This is a genomic window from Bellilinea caldifistulae, from assembly GCF_001306055.1.
GTDB classification, from domain to species: domain Bacteria; phylum Chloroflexota; class Anaerolineae; order Anaerolineales; family Anaerolineaceae; genus Bellilinea; species Bellilinea caldifistulae.
Window position 1 is genome coordinate 131,172 of sequence record NZ_LGHJ01000019.1, and the last position, 16,813, is coordinate 147,984.

The 16,813-nt window shown below is 51.9% G+C and carries 17 protein-coding genes; 11 read left to right on the forward strand and 6 right to left on the reverse strand.

The features are described from left to right. Positions 1-61 precede the first annotated feature (61 nt). Together AC812_RS13965 and AC812_RS13970 are read left to right on the forward strand one after the other, a co-directional pair. Positions 62-703: a helix-turn-helix transcriptional regulator gene (locus tag AC812_RS13965; protein WP_061917599.1), complete on the forward strand. Its 642-nt coding sequence runs from the start codon at positions 62-64 to the stop codon at positions 701-703. Further along, positions 696-1,052: a metal-sulfur cluster assembly factor gene (locus AC812_RS13970; RefSeq protein WP_061917602.1), complete on the forward strand. Its 357-nt coding sequence runs from the start codon at positions 696-698 to the stop codon at positions 1,050-1,052. Before AC812_RS13965 ends, AC812_RS13970 begins: the two co-directional genes overlap by 8 nt. On the opposite strand, the gene AC812_RS13975 is transcribed toward AC812_RS13970, so the two are convergent. Then, positions 1,049-1,414: an SCP2 sterol-binding domain-containing protein gene (locus AC812_RS13975; protein WP_061917605.1), complete on the reverse strand. Its 366-nt coding sequence runs from the start codon at positions 1,412-1,414 to the stop codon at positions 1,049-1,051. The genes AC812_RS13970 and AC812_RS13975 overlap by 4 nt on opposite strands. A gap of 208 nt (positions 1,415-1,622) precedes the next feature. Here AC812_RS13975 and fni point away from each other — a divergent pair, with 208 nt between their 5' ends. The 3 genes from fni (at position 1,623) to folE (ending at position 4,394) form a co-directional block, all read left to right on the forward strand. Beyond that, positions 1,623-2,654: a type 2 isopentenyl-diphosphate Delta-isomerase gene (fni, locus tag AC812_RS13980; RefSeq protein WP_061917608.1), complete on the forward strand. Its 1,032-nt coding sequence runs from the start codon at positions 1,623-1,625 to the stop codon at positions 2,652-2,654. Continuing rightward, the gene (locus AC812_RS13985; protein WP_061917611.1) at positions 2,651-3,679 is read left to right on the forward strand and encodes a polyprenyl synthetase family protein; all 1,029 of its coding nucleotides are present in this window, start codon (positions 2,651-2,653) and stop codon (positions 3,677-3,679) included. Before fni ends, AC812_RS13985 begins: the two co-directional genes overlap by 4 nt. A 67-nt stretch (positions 3,680-3,746) precedes the next feature. Next, positions 3,747-4,394 (forward strand): GTP cyclohydrolase I FolE, encoded by a 648-nt coding sequence (gene folE / locus AC812_RS13990; protein WP_061917614.1) that lies wholly within the window; start codon positions 3,747-3,749, stop codon positions 4,392-4,394. Here folE and folK read toward each other — a convergent pair. The 4 genes from folK to AC812_RS14010 are packed head-to-tail and all read right to left on the reverse strand — an operon-like array spanning position 4,391 to position 7,262. Further along, positions 4,391-5,233, reverse strand: a complete 843-nt coding sequence (gene folK / locus AC812_RS17265) for a 2-amino-4-hydroxy-6-hydroxymethyldihydropteridine diphosphokinase (protein ID WP_082149123.1) — start codon at positions 5,231-5,233, stop codon at positions 4,391-4,393. The genes folE and folK overlap by 4 nt on opposite strands. Positions 5,234-5,244: 11 nt before the next feature. Further along, entirely contained in the window at positions 5,245-5,967 is a 723-nt protein-coding gene (locus AC812_RS14000) for an SDR family oxidoreductase (protein ID WP_061917617.1), read from the reverse strand. Next, on the reverse strand, positions 5,964-6,710 hold the full coding sequence (locus AC812_RS14005) for a prolipoprotein diacylglyceryl transferase (RefSeq protein ID WP_061917620.1): 747 nt from the start codon (positions 6,708-6,710) through the stop codon (positions 5,964-5,966). Before AC812_RS14005 ends, AC812_RS14000 begins: the two co-directional genes overlap by 4 nt. A gap of 24 nt (positions 6,711-6,734) precedes the next feature. Further along, positions 6,735-7,262 (reverse strand): peroxiredoxin family protein, encoded by a 528-nt coding sequence (locus tag AC812_RS14010; protein WP_169787316.1) that lies wholly within the window; start codon positions 7,260-7,262, stop codon positions 6,735-6,737. 148 nt (positions 7,263-7,410) lie between these two features. Between AC812_RS14010 and AC812_RS14015 the strand changes: the two genes are divergently transcribed. The 6 genes from AC812_RS14015 to AC812_RS14040 all read left to right on the forward strand — a co-directional run bounded on the left by AC812_RS14015 (position 7,411) and on the right by AC812_RS14040 (position 15,800). Further along, positions 7,411-7,680, forward strand: a complete 270-nt coding sequence (locus AC812_RS14015; protein ID WP_272897785.1) for a metal-sensitive transcriptional regulator — start codon at positions 7,411-7,413, stop codon at positions 7,678-7,680. Between the two features lie 25 nt (positions 7,681-7,705). Continuing rightward, the gene (locus tag AC812_RS14020) at positions 7,706-7,912 is read left to right on the forward strand and encodes a heavy-metal-associated domain-containing protein (RefSeq protein ID WP_061917625.1); all 207 of its coding nucleotides are present in this window, start codon (positions 7,706-7,708) and stop codon (positions 7,910-7,912) included. 1 nt (position 7,913) lies between these two features. Next, a complete protein-coding gene (locus AC812_RS14025) occupies positions 7,914-10,355 on the forward strand; it encodes a heavy metal translocating P-type ATPase (RefSeq protein WP_061917628.1) in 2,442 nt (813 codons plus the stop codon). Positions 10,356-10,527: 172 nt separating this feature from the next. Further along, positions 10,528-12,549: a transketolase gene (gene tkt / locus AC812_RS14030; RefSeq protein WP_061917631.1), complete on the forward strand. Its 2,022-nt coding sequence runs from the start codon at positions 10,528-10,530 to the stop codon at positions 12,547-12,549. Between the two features lie 12 nt (positions 12,550-12,561). After that, positions 12,562-13,008 carry a ribose 5-phosphate isomerase B gene (gene rpiB, locus AC812_RS14035; RefSeq protein ID WP_061917634.1) on the forward strand — a complete coding sequence of 149 codons (447 nt, stop codon included), beginning with the start codon at positions 12,562-12,564 and terminating at the stop codon, positions 13,006-13,008. An 11-nt stretch (positions 13,009-13,019) separates the two neighbouring features. Then, positions 13,020-15,800 carry a bifunctional transaldolase/phosoglucose isomerase gene (locus AC812_RS14040; protein ID WP_061917637.1) on the forward strand — a complete coding sequence of 927 codons (2,781 nt, stop codon included), beginning with the start codon at positions 13,020-13,022 and terminating at the stop codon, positions 15,798-15,800. Here AC812_RS14040 and AC812_RS14045 read toward each other — a convergent pair. Beyond that, positions 15,792-16,799: a hypothetical protein gene (locus AC812_RS14045; RefSeq protein ID WP_061917640.1), complete on the reverse strand. Its 1,008-nt coding sequence runs from the start codon at positions 16,797-16,799 to the stop codon at positions 15,792-15,794. The two genes, AC812_RS14040 and AC812_RS14045, sit on opposite strands and share 9 nt — an antisense overlap. Between the last annotated feature and the right edge of the window lie 14 nt (positions 16,800-16,813).

Below are 16,813 nucleotides of genomic sequence, written 5' to 3' on the forward strand. Positions count from 1 at the left end.
CCCTTGTTATACTTCCAAACAAAGAAGGTCTGTTGTTTTTATGGCAACCTACAGGTAAAGAATGGAAGTTAAAAGTACTCGAGATAAAATTTTGCATACCCTGCTGAACAATCCACGCTCCACAATCAACGAGCTGGCAGAAGCGGTAGGGATTAATGCCATCTCCGTTCGCCACCACTTAAACAGTATGCTTGCGGATGGATTGGTTGCTTCGGAAGAGGAACGCCATGGCGTTGGCCGGCCTCGTTTGGTGTATTTTCTGACCGAGCGTGGTTTGGAAAAATTTCCCACCCGTTATTTCCGGCTTGCCAACCGCTTGCTGGGCAGGCTGAAAGAAACTTTGCCGGCTTCGGCGGTGGAAACGATTTTTGCAGAAATGGCGCGCGACCTGGCTGAAGATCATCTGCGCGCTACCCAGAATATGACCCTGGAAGAAAAACTGGATTTTCTGAAAAAGCTCCTCAGTGACGAGGGTTTTATCATCGAGTGGGAACAAATCGGCGATTCTTACCATATCCACGAAATCACATGTCCTTATTTCCATGTGACCCAGGCCCACCCGGAAGTGTGTACGGTGGACCAGACCCTGATTTCCACCGTCCTCTCTCTCCCGGCCCATAAAATTCAGTGTGTGCTCAGCGGCGATCATCATTGTACCTATATCATCCCTCTGGAAAAGGCTGGAACTCAAAACCATGAATGAAGAATTTGGAACCCCCGGAACCAACCGTCCGGTATGGGACGCGGAAGCAACCCATCCCGAATTGTGTCAAAAATTGCGGGATGCTCTCAATCAAGTAATGGATCCTGAAATTGGGCTGAGTGTCATTCAATTGGGTCTGATTCGCAATTTTCAGGTGCTGGAAGATCAAGCCCGAATTAAGATGATTCTGACCACCCCCTTTTGTCCTTATGGCCCTGCACTGATTGACATGACCCGCGTTAAAGCCGAAGAAGGACTCGAAATGCCCGTCTCGATTGAATTGGGCATGGAAGTTTGGGATTTTTCAATGATGGAAGAGGGCGTGGATTTAGGTTGGGGATTGTACTAATCCCGCCGACCTCCCAGTGCCCTCAATTCCTCTTTGTCGGGCTTGAATAGACCGGTCAACTGCATTGCCAGGCTCATATTGCCGGTCATTTTAATTTTGCCCAACAGATAGGCTCGCATGGCGTCCAATCGGCCGCTGAAAATATCCAAAACCACAGCTGCCTCGCCCGAGAGGACAAGATCGAGAGGTTCGATTTTTTCGGTATACACCCGGCAGGTTTGACTTTCAATTACCACCGTCCAATAACCACCCCCCTCACCTGAAAGATCGAATCCGATTCGCGCGCTAATTCCTTGAGCCTGTTCGGGTATAAAATACTTTGGTAATAAGTCCATTAATTTTTGAATTGAAACGGTTGTCATTCTTTACATTCTCCATTTTTGAACGATTGTATCATTATTGATTGATGAGACGCCCATTCAGACCAGATTTGCTTTTTTCTGATTGATCCCCAGACTGAGATTATTGGCTGTTCATCCAAAGTATGTACAATCTTTGTAAACCCGCCTGATGACAGAATTGGGATATTTGGTATACTCAAATTACTTTAAACGCCTGATTATGACTTAAATGGATAGTAATCCTTCACCCCTCACCCATCGCAAGGCCGACCACATCCGGATTAATCTGGAGGAGGATGTTGCCTCAAGCCGTACAACCGGGCTGGAACGTTATTATTTCCTCAACGAAGCCCTACCCGATTTCAATTTAGCCGAGGTGGATACCAGCCTGACCCTGTTCGGGAAACCGCTTCGCGCTCCACTTCTGATTTCTTCCATGACCGGAGGCACCGCTCACGCTGGTCAAATCAACTTGCGGCTGGCTGAAGCAGCTCAGGAAAAAGGGATTGCTCTGGGGCTGGGTTCTCAGCGCGCTGCTCTGGAACATCCCGAACAGCAGGTTACTTTTCAGGTTCGCTCTGTCGCACCGGATATCCTCTTGTTCGCCAATCTTGGCGCGGTTCAATTAAATTATGGTTACGGAGTTGATCACTGCCTGCGCGCTGTTGAGATGGCTCAGGCGGATGCACTTTTCCTTCACCTGAATCCCCTCCAGGAAGCACTCCAACCGGAGGGAGACACCAATTTTTCCGGTTTGCTAAACAAGATCGAAGCCGTATGTAAAGCCCTGCCCGTACCCGTCATTGCCAAAGAAGTCGGTTGGGGTATTTCCGCAGAAACCGCTCGCCGGCTGGTTTCTGCCGGCGTTGCAGCCATTGATGTGGCCGGTGCGGGCGGTACATCATGGTCACAAGTTGAAATGTACCGCATGAATGATCCTTCGTTGGCTCGCATCGCCGCTGCTTTTCGCCACTGGGGCATCCCCACCGCCGAGGCTGTTCGTCAGGTGCATCAGGCCTTGCCAGGAATTCCCGTATTTGCTTCGGGCGGCTTGCGCAACGGTCTGGATGTTGCCAAATGTCTTGCCCTCGGCGCCACACTCGGCGGCATGGCCGGGCCATTTTTAAAAGCTGCGGTCGTGTCTGCCGAGGAAGTTGCAGCCACAATAGATGAAGTGGTTAACACCCTGCGGATTGCAATGTTTGCCTGCGGGGCTAAAAATCTGACCGCTCTACGCTTGACTCCCCTCCAAGAGGTATGATCTTGACCAGCCTTCAGCAATTCAACCGGCAAATGCAACCTGCCATTGACCAGACCATGCAGCGGGTTGTCCTTTCGCATCCCCTGATCCACCATTATCAAGGATTGAAGGAGATGCTCTCCTATCATCTTGGTTGGGATGCGGCTTCCAATCGCAGTGAGGTGCAGGGAAAACGCATTCGTCCGCTCTTGGTTCTGCTGACCTGTGCTGCCTGCAATGATCACCGCTGGGAGGTTGCTCTTCCGGCTGCTGCTGCCGTCGAATTGCTACATAACTTTTCCTTGATCCACGATGACATTGAGGATCGCAGTCCGTTAAGGCGTGGCCGAGAAACCGTTTGGAAAAAATGGGGAGATGCTCTGGCGATCAACGCCGGTGATGCTCTCTTCAGTCTGGCTTTTCAAGCCATTTATCTGCTACAAGAGACCTGTCCAGAGAAAATTGTTCTTCAGTCTTTGCACATCATGAATAATACCTGTGTTCAATTGACTGGCGGTCAACATCTGGATATTTCTTACGAAAATGAACGTTATATCGGCCTGGACGATTACTGGAAAATGATCGAGGGCAAAACCGCAGCACTGATCAGCGCCTGCACCCGACTTGGTGCTTTGATTGGGGGTGCACCCGATCAGCAGCAGCACAATCTGAGCGAATTTGGCAGGTCATTAGGCATTGCCTTTCAGATTCAAGATGACTGGCTGGGCATTTGGGGCAACGCTGCTCAAACAGGTAAATCCACCGAAAGCGACTTACTGGCGGGTAAAAAATCCCTTCCCATCGTCTTTGCCCTTCAGAAAAGGGGTGAATTTGCTGAACGCTGGCTGTCCGGCCCCATTCAACCCGATGAAATCGAGTACTTAGCCGGTTTGTTGATTGAAGAAGGCGCTCAACGTCATACGGAAGAACAGGCCGAAGTCTACACCCGTCAGGCATTGCAATCACTCGAAAACGCAAACCTCACCAATGATGCTGGTGAGGCACTTCATGAACTGGCGCTGACGCTGCTCAAACGCAGTTCTTAAACGAAAAACCTACTTCAGGGAATACGTAACCCTGTGATTTTTTAACTGAGAGGAAGGAAGGAATAACATGGAAAAGCAACTCATCATCCCCGGCGAAGACATTTATCAAGCTGCAGAACTCTTCAACGATGGCGGCATTGATTACGAAACGATCCGCCAAAATGTGGAAAGTATTCTCAAAGCCGTTGGGGAAAACCCTGAACGGGACGGATTGAAACGAACCCCAGAGCGGGTTGCACGGATGTACGAGGAACTTTTGGCAGGTTATCGTACTGACCCGGTAGCCCTGGTCAACGATGCTCTTTTTGAAGTGGACTACGATGAAATGGTCATCGTCCGCGATATCGAGTTTTATTCTCTCTGCGAGCATCACATGCTGCCCTTCCTGGGACGCGCTCACGTTGCCTATATCCCGCGCGGCCGGGTCATCGGTCTTTCTAAAATTCCGCGAATTGTGGATATGTTTGCCCGTCGTTTACAGGTTCAGGAAAGGATGACCCGCCAGATTGCCGATTTCTTACAGGAAGTTCTACATCCGCGTGGCGTGGCCGTGGTTATTGAAGCCATTCATATGTGTTCGATGATTCGCGGCGTCAAAAAACATGATTCTCGGATGACCACATCGAGCATGTTAGGTGCCTTCCGCAACAACATGGCTACGCGAATGGAATTTCTCGATAACATCTCCCGCAGTTCTGAACCGCTACACTTTTAAACATTATTCAAATCCAGATCCGGCACAACCACCGCCGAGGAGTGGCTTTTCAGACTTTGGGCAATTTCGCCGAGATTACGCCCGGTTTGCTCTTCCAGCAAGTCCGGGCGTAATTCAGCCGTTGGAATTGCCAGAAAATCCTGTTTCCACAACCCGTCATCCAGAACCTTTTCGTCAAATACCAGAATATCCAGATCAATCGTCCGAGGCGCATATTTATCCTCGCTGCGCACCCTTCCCAGTTTTTCTTCAATCGAGCGCAGCACCTGCTCTTTGAGGGATACCGCGTCCAAATCGGTTGAAATCCAGGCAGTCGCATTCATAAAGCGCGGCCCCGCCGAGCCAACCGCTTCGCTCTCCCATACAGAAGACATGGCGTTCACAGAGACCGCCTGCCGTAGTAATTGAACGGCCTGTATCAGGTTTTGGCGTGGGGCTATATTTGACCCTAAACTGATATAGGCTTGATGACGGCGCTGTTGACCAGTCGGATGGAAACGTTCAATCTCAACCCCAACCGATTGAGCAAACCGCACCGCACCGGGTTTTTCCACCCGAATCCGCACGCCCTCCACACCCGGCTCTTCCAGACATAATCGTGCCAGATCGCTCGCTAAAGCCTCCACTGTATAGCGCGCAGCCCGCTCCACGTAGGCTATCGTTTTTTTTGCAACCGTACGGTAATTAATGCAATCTTCAATGGCATCACTTTGCCCGGCTTTGGATATGTCTCCAAACAAAACCATATTGATCAAGATGTCCTGCTTCTGAGAACGTTCTCGTTCGCTGATCCCAATAATCCCGCGGACCAACAAGTCTTTGATAAAAGTCTGATCCATCCTCGTCCTCCCTAAATAAGATGTCTACCGCCGTCCACGTGGAGAATTTCTCCGGTAGTATAGGTTGCGCCGCTCAATAAATAAATCAAAGCCCGGCTGACTTCTTCGGCCTGTGCCCAACGCCCGGCCGGCACATCTTGAATGGCCAGATCGGCATCTCCGCCATCCGAAGGGGGTAAAATAGCCCCCAAGGCAATCCCGTTCACCGTGATGGAAGGCGCAAACGCAACCGCCAGCGATCGGGTCAGGGCTGCAAGGGCTGCTTTGCTGATTGTATATGGCAGGTGATCGTCTACCGGCCGTAAAGCTCGCCAGTCAAGGATGTTGATGATGCGGCCCTCCTGACCGCTCAACTTTCGAGCAAATGCCTGACTGAGCAAAAATGGAGCGGTCAAATTAATATCCAGATGCCTTTGCCAATCTTCTAATCCAACTTGATTCCAGGAGAGGGCTTCAAAGATGGCAGCATTATTGACCAGAATTTGAAAGGGACTGAACCTCCAAGCCTGTTCAACAAAATTTTCCAATTGTCCCAAATCAGCCAGATTAGCCTGAATCAACCAGCCTTTGATGCCCTTCTGCTGAATTTCCGCAAGGGTTTGCCGGGCAGCGGTCTGAGAAGCGCCATAATGCACGATGACATTCACGCCCGCTTCTGCCAGCGCCAGAGTAAGAATTTTTCCGACCCGGTGCGCACCACCCGTCACCAGCGCTGTTTTACCTTTCAGGTTCATTGCTCAACCTCCTTGTAGGATGATCTTCTTCTGCGCATCACTACCAGAGACCCAAGTAAGATTAGTAAGGCGATCATCTGAGTAACCCGCACACCCCCAAAACCGCTCAGGACGTTCTCAGACCGAAAAGCATCCACCGTAATACGCGCCGCAGCGGATAATACCACAAAGGTCAAGAAGCGAAATCCATCTGGCAGGATCGCATCACGTGGATTGGATTCGATCACCCGCCAGATGGCAAAGGCGAAAATAAAGTCGTAAATCTGGGTTGGGTGACGCCATTCGTCGAATAAATATATGCTCCACGGCAGACGAGCCGCAACCCCAAAGCCATTGCCGGATGACAGATTCATCAAAGCCAGGGCCATCAGAATGACCGCCAGGCCGGGTGTGAGTGCATCCATGACTTGCCAAAAATCGAGGCGTTTACGCTGCCCATAAATGAAGCCGGTCAGTAGCATGGCAGCCATGCCGGTGGGAGCATCCAGCATTTGGGCGGAGATTGAAAATACATCAAGCGGACGGGGAATGAACGCAGCCAGGTTTTGAGCAACATAACCGAGTCTCGCCCCAAAAATTCCGGCAAGCAAAGCATAGAAAACCAACCAACTGAGACGCTCCACATTCATGCTCCGCTGACGGCCAGCCGCTTCAATGCGATTTAATCCAATCCAAATTCCTGCCAGAAGAATCAAACCCGGCAATTGAATAGCCAACGGCCCGACATTCAACACCGGCAACATCAGCGCGCCTCCTCCAATAATCTCTCAGCCTCGGCTTTCAAAAAAAACCTCAGTAAGCGGCCCCCCATAAATCACCTTGCGTATCACCCCACGGTGGTCAATGAAAAAAGTTGTTGGCAATGCCTGTATCAGATAATCGCGCGAAGCAGAATTATCCAAATCGTAGAGCACCGGAAACTGCACCCCACGCTCAATGGCGAATTGCCGGGCTTCTTGCACGTCATCTTGATAGGTGGTATTCACTCCAATTACCACCAGACCGTCCTCCTTATGGGAATCGAATACCCGCTGAAAAGCGGGCATCTCTGCCCGGCAGGGAGGACACCACGATGCCCAAAAATTGAGAATGATGACTGAGCCTCGAAAATCTTGCAGCGTCACAATTTGGTTTTCACTATCTGGCAGAGAGAAATTTGGAGCTGAAAAACCAACCCGCGGCAGTGCCTGCCCCGAATTGGATTCGGCTGGTGAAAAAAAGCCGGTCAAGAGAATGATCAGCAACGAGGATACCAGCAAAAGCGGAAAAAACCACTTACTCTCATGCATCTTCATCAGCATACTGTAATGGTAAGAGGGAGTACCTTTGCTGTCAAGAATGGTTTAGAACGAAGAACAGGATTTAACTTGACAAATAGGACACAAATGGATTATATTACATTAAACCCCACCCCTACCGGGGTGGGCATGGAGGATGTGGCTGATGAAACATGAAAACGTACTCAATCGCCTGAAAACCGCCGAAGGCCACTTACGTGGTATTCAGCGGATGGTCGAAGAAGATGCCTATTGCATTGACATTATCCGTCAGATTCAGGCAGTCCAATCAGCTTTGAACAAAGTCAGTTCAATCCTGCTGGAAAACCACCTCAACACCTGCCTGATTACCGCTGTCCGCGGGGAAGACCCTCAGGAAAGAGAGCGCGTCCTGCGCGAAATTGTGGATGTGTACGAAGCCATGTCCAAAGTCTAAACCCAAATCTACATGGAGGAATCTCATGAATACCATCACTTACTCAGTTCCGAGCATGCATTGCCATCACTGCGTTCACACCATCGAAATGGAAGTCGGTGAATTAGAGGGCGTGCAATCGGTTCAGGCTGATCTGAACTCAAAACAGGTCGTCGTAACGTTTGTCCCTCCCGCCAGCCCGGAAAAGATCGAAACTTTGCTCGCGGAAATCAATTACCCCGTGCAGAAATAACATGAGCGAAACCAGGCAAGTCGTCCTGCCGGTTACCGGCATGACCTGCGCTAATTGTGTCGCAACCATCGAGCGTAATCTTAAAAAACAGACCGGCGTTCAATCGGTTGCGGTTAACCTGTCGTCCGAGCGGGCTGTGGTCGAATTTGACCCGCAACTGGTCGGATTGAATGACCTGATCAACCGCGTTCAACGCGCCGGCTATGGCGTGGCGGCAGGCCGGGCCAGTTTTGTCGTGCAAGGAATGAGCGATGACAACGATGCCCGGCGTCTGGAAAAAGCCCTCACCCGCCTGGAGGGAGTCCTGAAAGTTCAGGTCAATTATCCTGCCGAAAGCGTGCAGGTGGAGTACATTCCCACCCTGCTAAACCAAACCGAAATCCGAAAAGTTATTCAATCCACGGGGTTTACCGCACTGGAGGAGGATGCCTCGCTCCACGATGCGGAAGGTGAAGCCCGTGCCGCCGAGATTCGACATCAACGCATACTGTTGATTACCGGCATCATTTTCACGCTGCCCCTCTTTCTGCTTTCCATGGGACGCGATTTTGGCGTGCTGCCGATGGCATGGCGGCATTCGGACTGGCTTAATTGGGTGCTGTTTGCTCTAGCCACACCGGTTCAGTTCTATGTTGGCGGTCAGTATTATCGAAACGCATACCACGCTCTTCGAAACGGCTCGGCCAACATGGATGTCCTGATCGCCATGGGTACATCCACTGCTTATTTTTATTCGATCGCCGTTCTGCTGGGATTGGTGAATGATCATGTTTACTTTGAAACAGCGGCGGTGATCATCACTCTCGTGCGATTGGGTAAGTTTCTAGAAGCGCGTGCCAAAGGCCGCACCAGTGAAGCCATCAAAAAATTGATGGGTCTGCAGGCACGAACCGCCCGGGTTTCTCGCAATAACCAGGAAATGGAAATCCCGGTGGATGAAGTAACGATTGGCGATATTGTGTTGGTGCGCCCCGGTGAAAAAATTCCCGTGGACGGGGTCATCATCGAAGGCCATACCAGCGTAGATGAAGCCATGCTGACCGGCGAATCCATGCCGGTGGAGAAACGACCCGGTGATCCTGTGATTGGAGCCACCCTCAACCTGAACGGATTCATCCGTTTTGAAGCCAGCCGGGTTGGCAAACAGACTGTACTCGCCCAGATTATCCGTCTGGTAGAAGAAGCGCAGGGCAGCAAAGCTCCCATTCAAAAACTGGTTGACCGGGTTGCAGCCGTCTTCGTTCCAACCGTGATTGGTATCGCCGTGATCACCTTCCTGGTGTGGTATTTTCTCATTCCACTACCCGAAACTACTCAGACCAGCCTTTTCACCCGTGCCATGGTCAATATGGTGGCAGTTTTGGTAATTGCCTGCCCGTGTGCTTTGGGCCTGGCAACACCGACTGCCGTCATGGTCGCCACAGGACGCGGCGCTGAAGCCGGTGTTCTGATTCGAAACAGCGAAGCCCTTGAGAGAGCCGCACGGGTCACCCGTGTCGTTTTGGATAAAACCGGAACCGTCACTCGCGGTCAGCCGGGAGTTACCGATTTGATTTCACTCGCTCATTCCCCAACCGACAATCGCCCGGCAGATTGGGAATGGCTAAGACTTGCCGCCAGCGCCGAGCAGGTCAGTGAACACCCGCTCGCACAAGCAATTATTGCCGAGGCTGGTAACCACGATCTAAAATTAACCTCACCACAATCCTTTCAGGCGGTTACCGGTCACGGAATTCAAGCCGAAGTCGAAGGCCATCAGGTCTGGGTGGGCAGCCCCCGCTGGGAAGTCTTCCAGAATATCTCTCTGAATGGTGTACAACCCCTGATTACCCAGCTGGAAGATTCGGCAAAAACCGTCATTCTGGTCAATGTGGATGGAGTCCTCCAAGGTGTCATCGGAATCGCCGATCAAGTCAAGGAAGGATCAAAAGAAGCCATTGATGAATTTCATCGGCTTGGCTTGAAAGTCACCCTGCTAACCGGAGATAACCGCCGAACCGCCGAAGCAATCGCTGCTCAGGTGGGAGTGGATGACGTTCGTGCCGAAGTTTTACCAGATGGAAAAACCCAAAAAGTGAAAGAACTGCAAAGTGAGGGTGAAGTGGTTGCCATGATTGGCGACGGTGTAAATGACGCCCCCGCGCTGGCCCAGGCCGATGTTGGCATCGCAATCGGAACAGGCACCGATATTGCCATGGCTGCCGCGCCGATCACCCTCATCAGCGGGGATCTACGTGCAGCGGTTCGTGCCATCCGCCTTGCACGGCGGACATTAAGTACGATTAAACAAAATTTGTTTTGGGCTTTCTTTTACAACACCATCCTTATCCCGGCAGCAGCGGCGGGATTCCTGAACCCCATGTTGGCTGCTGCGGCAATGGCGTTCAGCAGCGTCTTTGTGGTCAGCAACAGTTTACGGTTGAGGAAAGTGAGCCTCGATTAAACAAACTTTCCCCGGTAAATCCTGAATGCACAGTATTCTGGCTGTAAGTCGAATCTGTGCATTTTTTTGTATCTGCAATCAATCCTGAAACATCCAAACAATAAAATGGTAGAATTTCAAGCGAGGCATTATTTTACAATCTTCAATTTTTCTCGTACGGAAGGAAATTCTCATGAGCAAACTCACTCCAGATTTCGAAGAAAAAGCCATCAACACTGTTCGGTTCCTTTCAGCGGATGCGGTTCAGAAAGCCAATTCAGGTCACCCCGGTTTACCGATGGGAGCAGCCGTTTTGGCGTATGTCATCTGGACGCGTTTCCTCAAACACCATCCGGCTAACCCGGCCTGGCCGGATCGCGACCGGTTTATCCTCTCCGGCGGTCACGGTTCCATGCTGCTCTACTCCCTGTTACATCTGACCGGTTATGATCTCCCTCTGGAAGAATTAAGAAATTTCCGCCAGTGGGGCAGCCGAACCCCCGGTCATCCAGAATACGGCCTCACCCCCGGTGTGGAAACCACTACCGGGCCTTTAGGTCAGGGCTTTGCCAACGGTGTTGGCATGGCAATCGCCGAAGCCCATCTGGCAGCCGAATTCAATCGTCCCGGCTTCGAGATCATCAACCATTATGTCTATGCCATTGTCACCGATGGTGACCTGATGGAAGGCGTCGCCTCAGAAGCCGCCTCCCTGGCCGGCCATCTGCGGCTGGGTAAATTGATTTACCTGTATGATGACAATCGTATCTCGATTGATGGCTCTACCGACCTGGCTTTCACCGAAGACCGTGCCAGGCGATTTGAAGCCTATGGCTGGCAAGTCATCCGCAATGTGGATGGTCTATCTATCCGTGAAGTTGAGGCAGCCATTCGTAAAGCCCGCAAAGATCCTCGTCCCTCGCTGATCATTTGCCGTACGCACATCGGTTATGGATTACCCACCCGTCAGGATACCGCCAAAGCCCATGGTGAACCCCCCGGCGAAGACGAATTGCGTGGTGCTAAACAAAAACTGGGCTGGCCGCTTGAACCGGATTTTTATATTCCTGAGGATGTGCTTCAATTCTTTCGATTAGCGCTCAAAAACGGTCAACGCGCTGAACGTAAGTGGCAGCGCCTCTTCAAGTCCTACCAGCAGGCTTACCCCACACTGGCAACGGAATTAAAGCGCCGGCTGGCCGGAGAACTCCCCGATGGTTGGGATCAAAACCTGCCCGAATTTTCTGCCGATCCGAAAGGCCTGGCCACCCGGGCTGCTTCTGGTAAAGTGATTAATGCCTTAGCCGAACGCCTGCCCGAATTGATTGGTGGTTCAGCCGACCTGACACCCTCCAACAATACCTGGATCAACGGCAGCCCTTCCTTTCAGGCGGATAATCGTCTCGGCCGGAACATTCATTTTGGGGTTCGTGAACATGGCATGGGTGCAGTGGTCAATGGCATGACCCTGCACGGTGGAGTAATCCCCTACTGCGGAACATTTCTGGTCTTTTCGGATTACATGCGGCCGGCGGTGCGCATCTCCGCACTGTCCCATATCCCTTCCATTTGGGTCTACACGCATGATAGCATTGGTTTGGGAGAAGACGGCCCCACTCATCAACCGGTTGAGCACCTGGCTGCCCTGCGTGCCATTCCCAATCTGGTGGTTATCCGTCCGGCAGACGCCAACGAAGTTCGCGAAGCCTGGATCGCCGCCATCCGAAACCGTCACCAGCCAACCGCTTTTGCCCTGACTCGTCAGGCTGTACCTGTTTTTGACCGCACCACCTTTGCCCCTGCCGATGGATTACACCGGGGGGCTTATGTGCTGGCAGACCTCGGCGGAGCCAAACCCCAAATTATTTTGATGGCTTCTGGCTCCGAGGTCGCTTTAATTGTGGAAGCCGGTTACAATCTGGCTGCCGAAGGTTACAATGTCCGTCTGGTTTCATTCCCATCCTGGGAATTGTTTGAACAGCAAGACCAGTCCTATCGGGATGAGGTTTTACCCCCGTCCATCAAGCGCCGTCTGGCAGTTGAAGCCGGCGTGGCACAGGGCTGGCATCGCTACGTCGGCGATCAGGGACGCATCCTCAGTATTGAGCGTTTCGGTGCATCTGCTCCTTACAAAAGAATTTACGAAGAGTTTGGATTGACTTCCACCAATATCCTCAAAGAAGCCCGCAACTTGCTTGGCGTCAGCAATCCATAGGAGAAACAGTCCATGCGTGTGGCCATTTCTTGTGATCATGCCGGTTTTTTATTAAAGGACGAAATCATCGCTGCGGTGCGGGCTGCCGGGCACGAGGTACTCGATCTCGGTACCAACTCCACCGAGGCGGTTGATTACCCCGACTTCACTCGCAAGGCTTGCCAGGCAGTAATCGGCGGTGAAGCCCAGCGAGCAATTGTCATTTGCGGATCGGGTGTGGGTGCCAGCATTGCTGCCAATAAGTTCAAGGGCATCTACGCTGGTTTATGCCATGATACCTATTCCGCCCACCAAGGGGTTGAACACGACAACATGAATGTGCTTTGTCTCGGATCCCGGATCATCGGTGCGGAACTGGCCAAAGAAATTGTCCGTGCCTTTTTATCGGCTTCATTCAGCGGTGAAGAACGCCATGCCCGCCGCTTTGGAAAAATTCAGACCATCGAAAAAGAAAATTGAGAGGTGTGCACATGAATCGTATCCATCGGCTTCATCAGCTCGGCCAATCCTTATGGTACGATAACATTCAACGTTCCTTACTGGAAAACGGCAAATTAGCTCAATTGATCGAGCAAGGCTTAATTCGCGGGGTTACTTCGAATCCGACCATATTTCACAATGCCATCGCCCGCTCAAATGATTACGACGCCGCACTCAAACCAATGGCCTGGTCGGGTTGGAACGCCGAGCAGATTTTTTACCAACTGGCAATCGAAGACATTCAGGCCGCTGCTGATTTGTTCCGACCGCTATACGAAGAATCCAACGCCTCCGACGGCTACGTGAGTTTGGAAGTCAACCCGTTGTTGGCCAACGATACGAACGGTACAATCACCGAGTCTCAACGGTTGTGGTCGCTGGTCAACCGCCCTAATTTGATGATCAAAATCCCCGCTACTGCTGCTGGCATCCCTGCCATTCGCAAGACCATTGCCGCCGGGATCAATGTCAATGTTACGCTGATCTTTTCTCTCGTCCGCTACGCCGAAGTCATTGATGCTTACCTTTCCGGTCTGGAAGACCGTCTTGCCCAGGGTTTGCCGGTTGATCGAATTGCTTCGGTGGCTTCCTTTTTCGTTTCTCGCGTGGATACAAAGGTTGACCAACGCCTCAATGAAATTATCCAGAACGAGGAAAGCAACGCCGGCCTTGCCCAATCTCTGCTTGGCAAGGCAGCCATTGCCAATGCCCGTTTAGCCTATGCCCTCTACCTTAAAAAATTCGCCGAAGAACGCTTTGTCGTTCTGCGGGAAAAAGGCGCCCGCACCCAACGCCCACTCTGGGCATCCACCAGCACCAAAAATCCTGCTTATCGGGATGTCATTTACGTGGAAGAGTTGATCGGTCCCGATACGGTCAATACCGTTCCGCCTCAAACACTGGAAGCTTTTCTTGACCACGGTGAAGCGCAGGTCAAATTGGGACCGGATGTAGAAGCAGAAAAGAAAGTGATCCGGCAGCTGGAAGAATTAGGCATCTCGATGGATCAGGTTACCTACGAGCTGGAAGTTGAGGGAGTCAAAGCTTTTGCGGATGCATTTACAGCCCTGCAACAGGCCATCGAGCAACGCCGTCAGGCCGCTGTTGAGGAACTTGGCCCCCTGCGCAATTCCCTGCCCGAGTCGGTCAAACGGCAGGAACAGGAACAAGTCGTCCGGCGCATTTTCGATATGGACCCATCTTTGTGGACGGAGGATCCAAATGGGCAGGCTGAAATTCGCCAGCGGCTGGGCTGGCTGCATTCCCCTCAAAACAGCCGTGTACTCCACCGGGATTATCAACAGTTGGCTGAATCCTGCAGCAAGGACGGTCTGACTCACGCGCTTTTGCTCGGTATGGGCGGTTCATCTCTCGCTCCCGAAGTCTTGCGTCTTACCTTCGGCGTCGGTCGGATCGGTGATCAAAATGCGCTGGATTTAGCCATCCTGGATTCCACCGATCCTCAGCAAGTTCTGGAAGCCGCCAGCCGCGCCCCCTTGGAGCAAACCCTCTTTATCGTTTCCAGCAAATCCGGAACCACCAGTGAAGTCAACGCCTTTTTCGACTACTTCTGGCAGCAAGCTCAAACCACCCTGGGCGGTAAGGCAGCGGCTCACTTCGTGGCAATCACCGATCCGGGCACAGTGTTGGAGAAACTGGCACGCGAAAAAGGTTTTCGCGCCATCTTAGCCGGTGACCCGCAAGTCGGCGGACGGTACTCAGCCTTGACCCCTTTTGGATTATTCCCGGCTGCTCTGTTGGGCATCAATCTCGACACCCTTCTCCAGCGTGCCGAGCGGATGATGGCGCAATCCTTGCCGGCTTTGCCGGCGGCCCGCAATCCGGGTTTGGTCTTGGGTACAATCCTGGGAGAAGCCGTGCTTGATGGCCGCGACAAGTTGACCATTCTCGCCGAACCGCCTTTCGAGTCATTCGGCTCCTGGTTGGAGCAGTTGATTGCCGAGTCAACCGGCAAGGAAGGGAAAGGCATTATTCCGGTTGATCTTGAACCCCCCGTGGCGGCTGAACATTATGGGGAAGATCGTCTGTTTGTTTATTTCCGCTCCAACGGGTTGTGGGACGAACGGGCGAATGCTCTGCGTCAGGCAGGTCATCCTGTACTGGTTTTTGATTTGAAAGATGCTTATGATTTGGGGGCGGAGTTTTACCGTTGGGAAATGGCGACGGCTGTAGCCAGTGCAATTTTAGGCATCAACGGATTTGACCAGCCAGATGTGCAGGATAACAAAGACCGCACCACCCGAAAGATTGAGGAGTATCGGCGCACCGCGGTTTTGGACGAAGGTCAACCTCGGTGGGAAAATGAGCAGGGGAGAGTTTATGGAATTCAATTGGAAGGGCTGACTGGCGCTTCCACCTTGCGAGAAGTTGTCCAGCTCTTCCTCCGAGAAGCGCGCAAAGAGGATTACGTAGCAATCAACGCTTATCTCCCCCGAAATTCTCAAACTTTGGAGGTGCTCCAAAAACTTCGTCATGTCATTTTGGAAAAAACCGGCTGCGCAACAACCCTGGGATTTGGCCCGCGCTTCCTGCACTCCACCGGGCAGCTGCACAAAGGCGGCCCTGATCGCGCCCTGTTCCTGCAAATCACCCGGGAAGTGGATCAGGACGTGGAAATCCCAGGCCGGGGAATCTCCTTTGGCATCCTTGAACGCGCACAAGCCCTCGGCGATCTGGAAGCACTACTTGCCCGCCAACGCCGTGTCATTCGCATCCACCTGACCAAGGCATCAGTCGAAGACTTAATCTAAGTTCCTTCGCCGCCTGACTTGAAGCAGAATCAGCAAAAGGAAAATAACTGCTGGCAGCCAAGGGCGTTCCAGCAACCATAATTTGGCTGCCAGCAGTTGTCTCACCTGCTGTACAATGACGTATTTCTTCCGCTCAACCTGAATGGATTGCTGCCAGTCAAATTTCTCCAGGCGCTCCAGAAAACCCTGGTGAACACAACCCTCAAGACTGAATACCGCAACCTCCGGCTTTAACAGTCCGGCGATTAACAAATCCCGGCTGAATTCCTGCCAGTCCAGCGGACGGGTATCCGCCACTCCTTCTAAATCAACCCCGCCGCCCGTGCTGCCAATAGCAACATATTGTGCATCTTTGCCGTAACTCAACAACATGGCATCTCCCCACGGCCGGCTAAAACTGGAATACAACATCAAGATCTCACGATCAACCGCCAGATCAAGAATCCCCAGCCAACGTTGTAAAACCGACGAGCGGGTTCGGCGCTCTTCCAAAACAGGCGGTAATTGGTAGGCTTCTACCTCATAACCATCTGCATGAATTTGCTCAATCAGCTGTTCATACATCTTCCGGGCGGTGGAGAATAGTTTTTTGCGGCGCTTGAGAGTGAGAAATAAAACCTTGAAAAACGGGAACACACCTTCCTTAAGCGCAGTAATCAATCGAAAATCCGGTTCAATGTCCAGCCCAATTCTCTGCCACTTCAATCCCTTTTTTTCACTCCATGCCTTAAAGTCAGCATAGCGCTGAACCGCCAATGGAGCGTTATCCAGATTGAACCAGTAACCTTGCTCTTCAGGCAATAATAGCCAGGCGGTGACAGGTATGCCAGCCTCATTCATCCGACAGACAACCTGCGCCCTCTCATCCGAAAAATCCCGAATGGCCAGCGCAACCCCCGCCCCCAACTTTTGCAGAGCGTCTAAAACCTCATTGGTTTGAAACAATTCCCTTAATTGGGGAGTATCCAATTCACAAAAAAAGATTAAGCGCGGCGGCATGCCTTTTCTCCAAA

Bases quoted from the DNA above. Each gene is read 5' to 3' on its own strand.
- AC812_RS14000 (WP_061917617.1), bottom strand. From the start codon at position 5,967: ATGAACCTGAAAGGTAAAACAGCGCTGGTGACGGGTGGTGCGCACCGG.
- AC812_RS14020 (WP_061917625.1), top strand. From the start codon at position 7,706: ATGAATACCATCACTTACTCAGTTCCGAGCATGCATTGCCATCACTGC.
- rpiB (WP_061917634.1), top strand. From the start codon at position 12,562: ATGCGTGTGGCCATTTCTTGTGATCATGCCGGTTTTTTATTAAAGGAC.
- AC812_RS14040 (WP_061917637.1), top strand. From the start codon at position 13,020: ATGAATCGTATCCATCGGCTTCATCAGCTCGGCCAATCCTTATGGTAC.
- AC812_RS14015 (WP_272897785.1), top strand. From the start codon at position 7,411: ATGAAACATGAAAACGTACTCAATCGCCTGAAAACCGCCGAAGGCCAC.
- fni (WP_061917608.1), top strand. From the start codon at position 1,623: ATGGATAGTAATCCTTCACCCCTCACCCATCGCAAGGCCGACCACATC.
- AC812_RS14010 (WP_169787316.1), bottom strand. From the start codon at position 7,262: ATGAAGATGCATGAGAGTAAGTGGTTTTTTCCGCTTTTGCTGGTATCC.
- AC812_RS14045 (WP_061917640.1), bottom strand. From the start codon at position 16,799: ATGCCGCCGCGCTTAATCTTTTTTTGTGAATTGGATACTCCCCAATTA.
- AC812_RS13985 (WP_061917611.1), top strand. From the start codon at position 2,651: ATGATCTTGACCAGCCTTCAGCAATTCAACCGGCAAATGCAACCTGCC.
- AC812_RS13965 (WP_061917599.1), top strand. From the start codon at position 62: ATGGAAGTTAAAAGTACTCGAGATAAAATTTTGCATACCCTGCTGAAC.
- AC812_RS13970 (WP_061917602.1), top strand. From the start codon at position 696: ATGAATGAAGAATTTGGAACCCCCGGAACCAACCGTCCGGTATGGGAC.
- folK (WP_082149123.1), bottom strand. From the start codon at position 5,233: ATGGATCAGACTTTTATCAAAGACTTGTTGGTCCGCGGGATTATTGGG.
- AC812_RS14005 (WP_061917620.1), bottom strand. From the start codon at position 6,710: ATGTTGCCGGTGTTGAATGTCGGGCCGTTGGCTATTCAATTGCCGGGT.
- tkt (WP_061917631.1), top strand. From the start codon at position 10,528: ATGAGCAAACTCACTCCAGATTTCGAAGAAAAAGCCATCAACACTGTT.
- folE (WP_061917614.1), top strand. From the start codon at position 3,747: ATGGAAAAGCAACTCATCATCCCCGGCGAAGACATTTATCAAGCTGCA.
- AC812_RS13975 (WP_061917605.1), bottom strand. From the start codon at position 1,414: ATGACAACCGTTTCAATTCAAAAATTAATGGACTTATTACCAAAGTAT.
- AC812_RS14025 (WP_061917628.1), top strand. From the start codon at position 7,914: ATGAGCGAAACCAGGCAAGTCGTCCTGCCGGTTACCGGCATGACCTGC.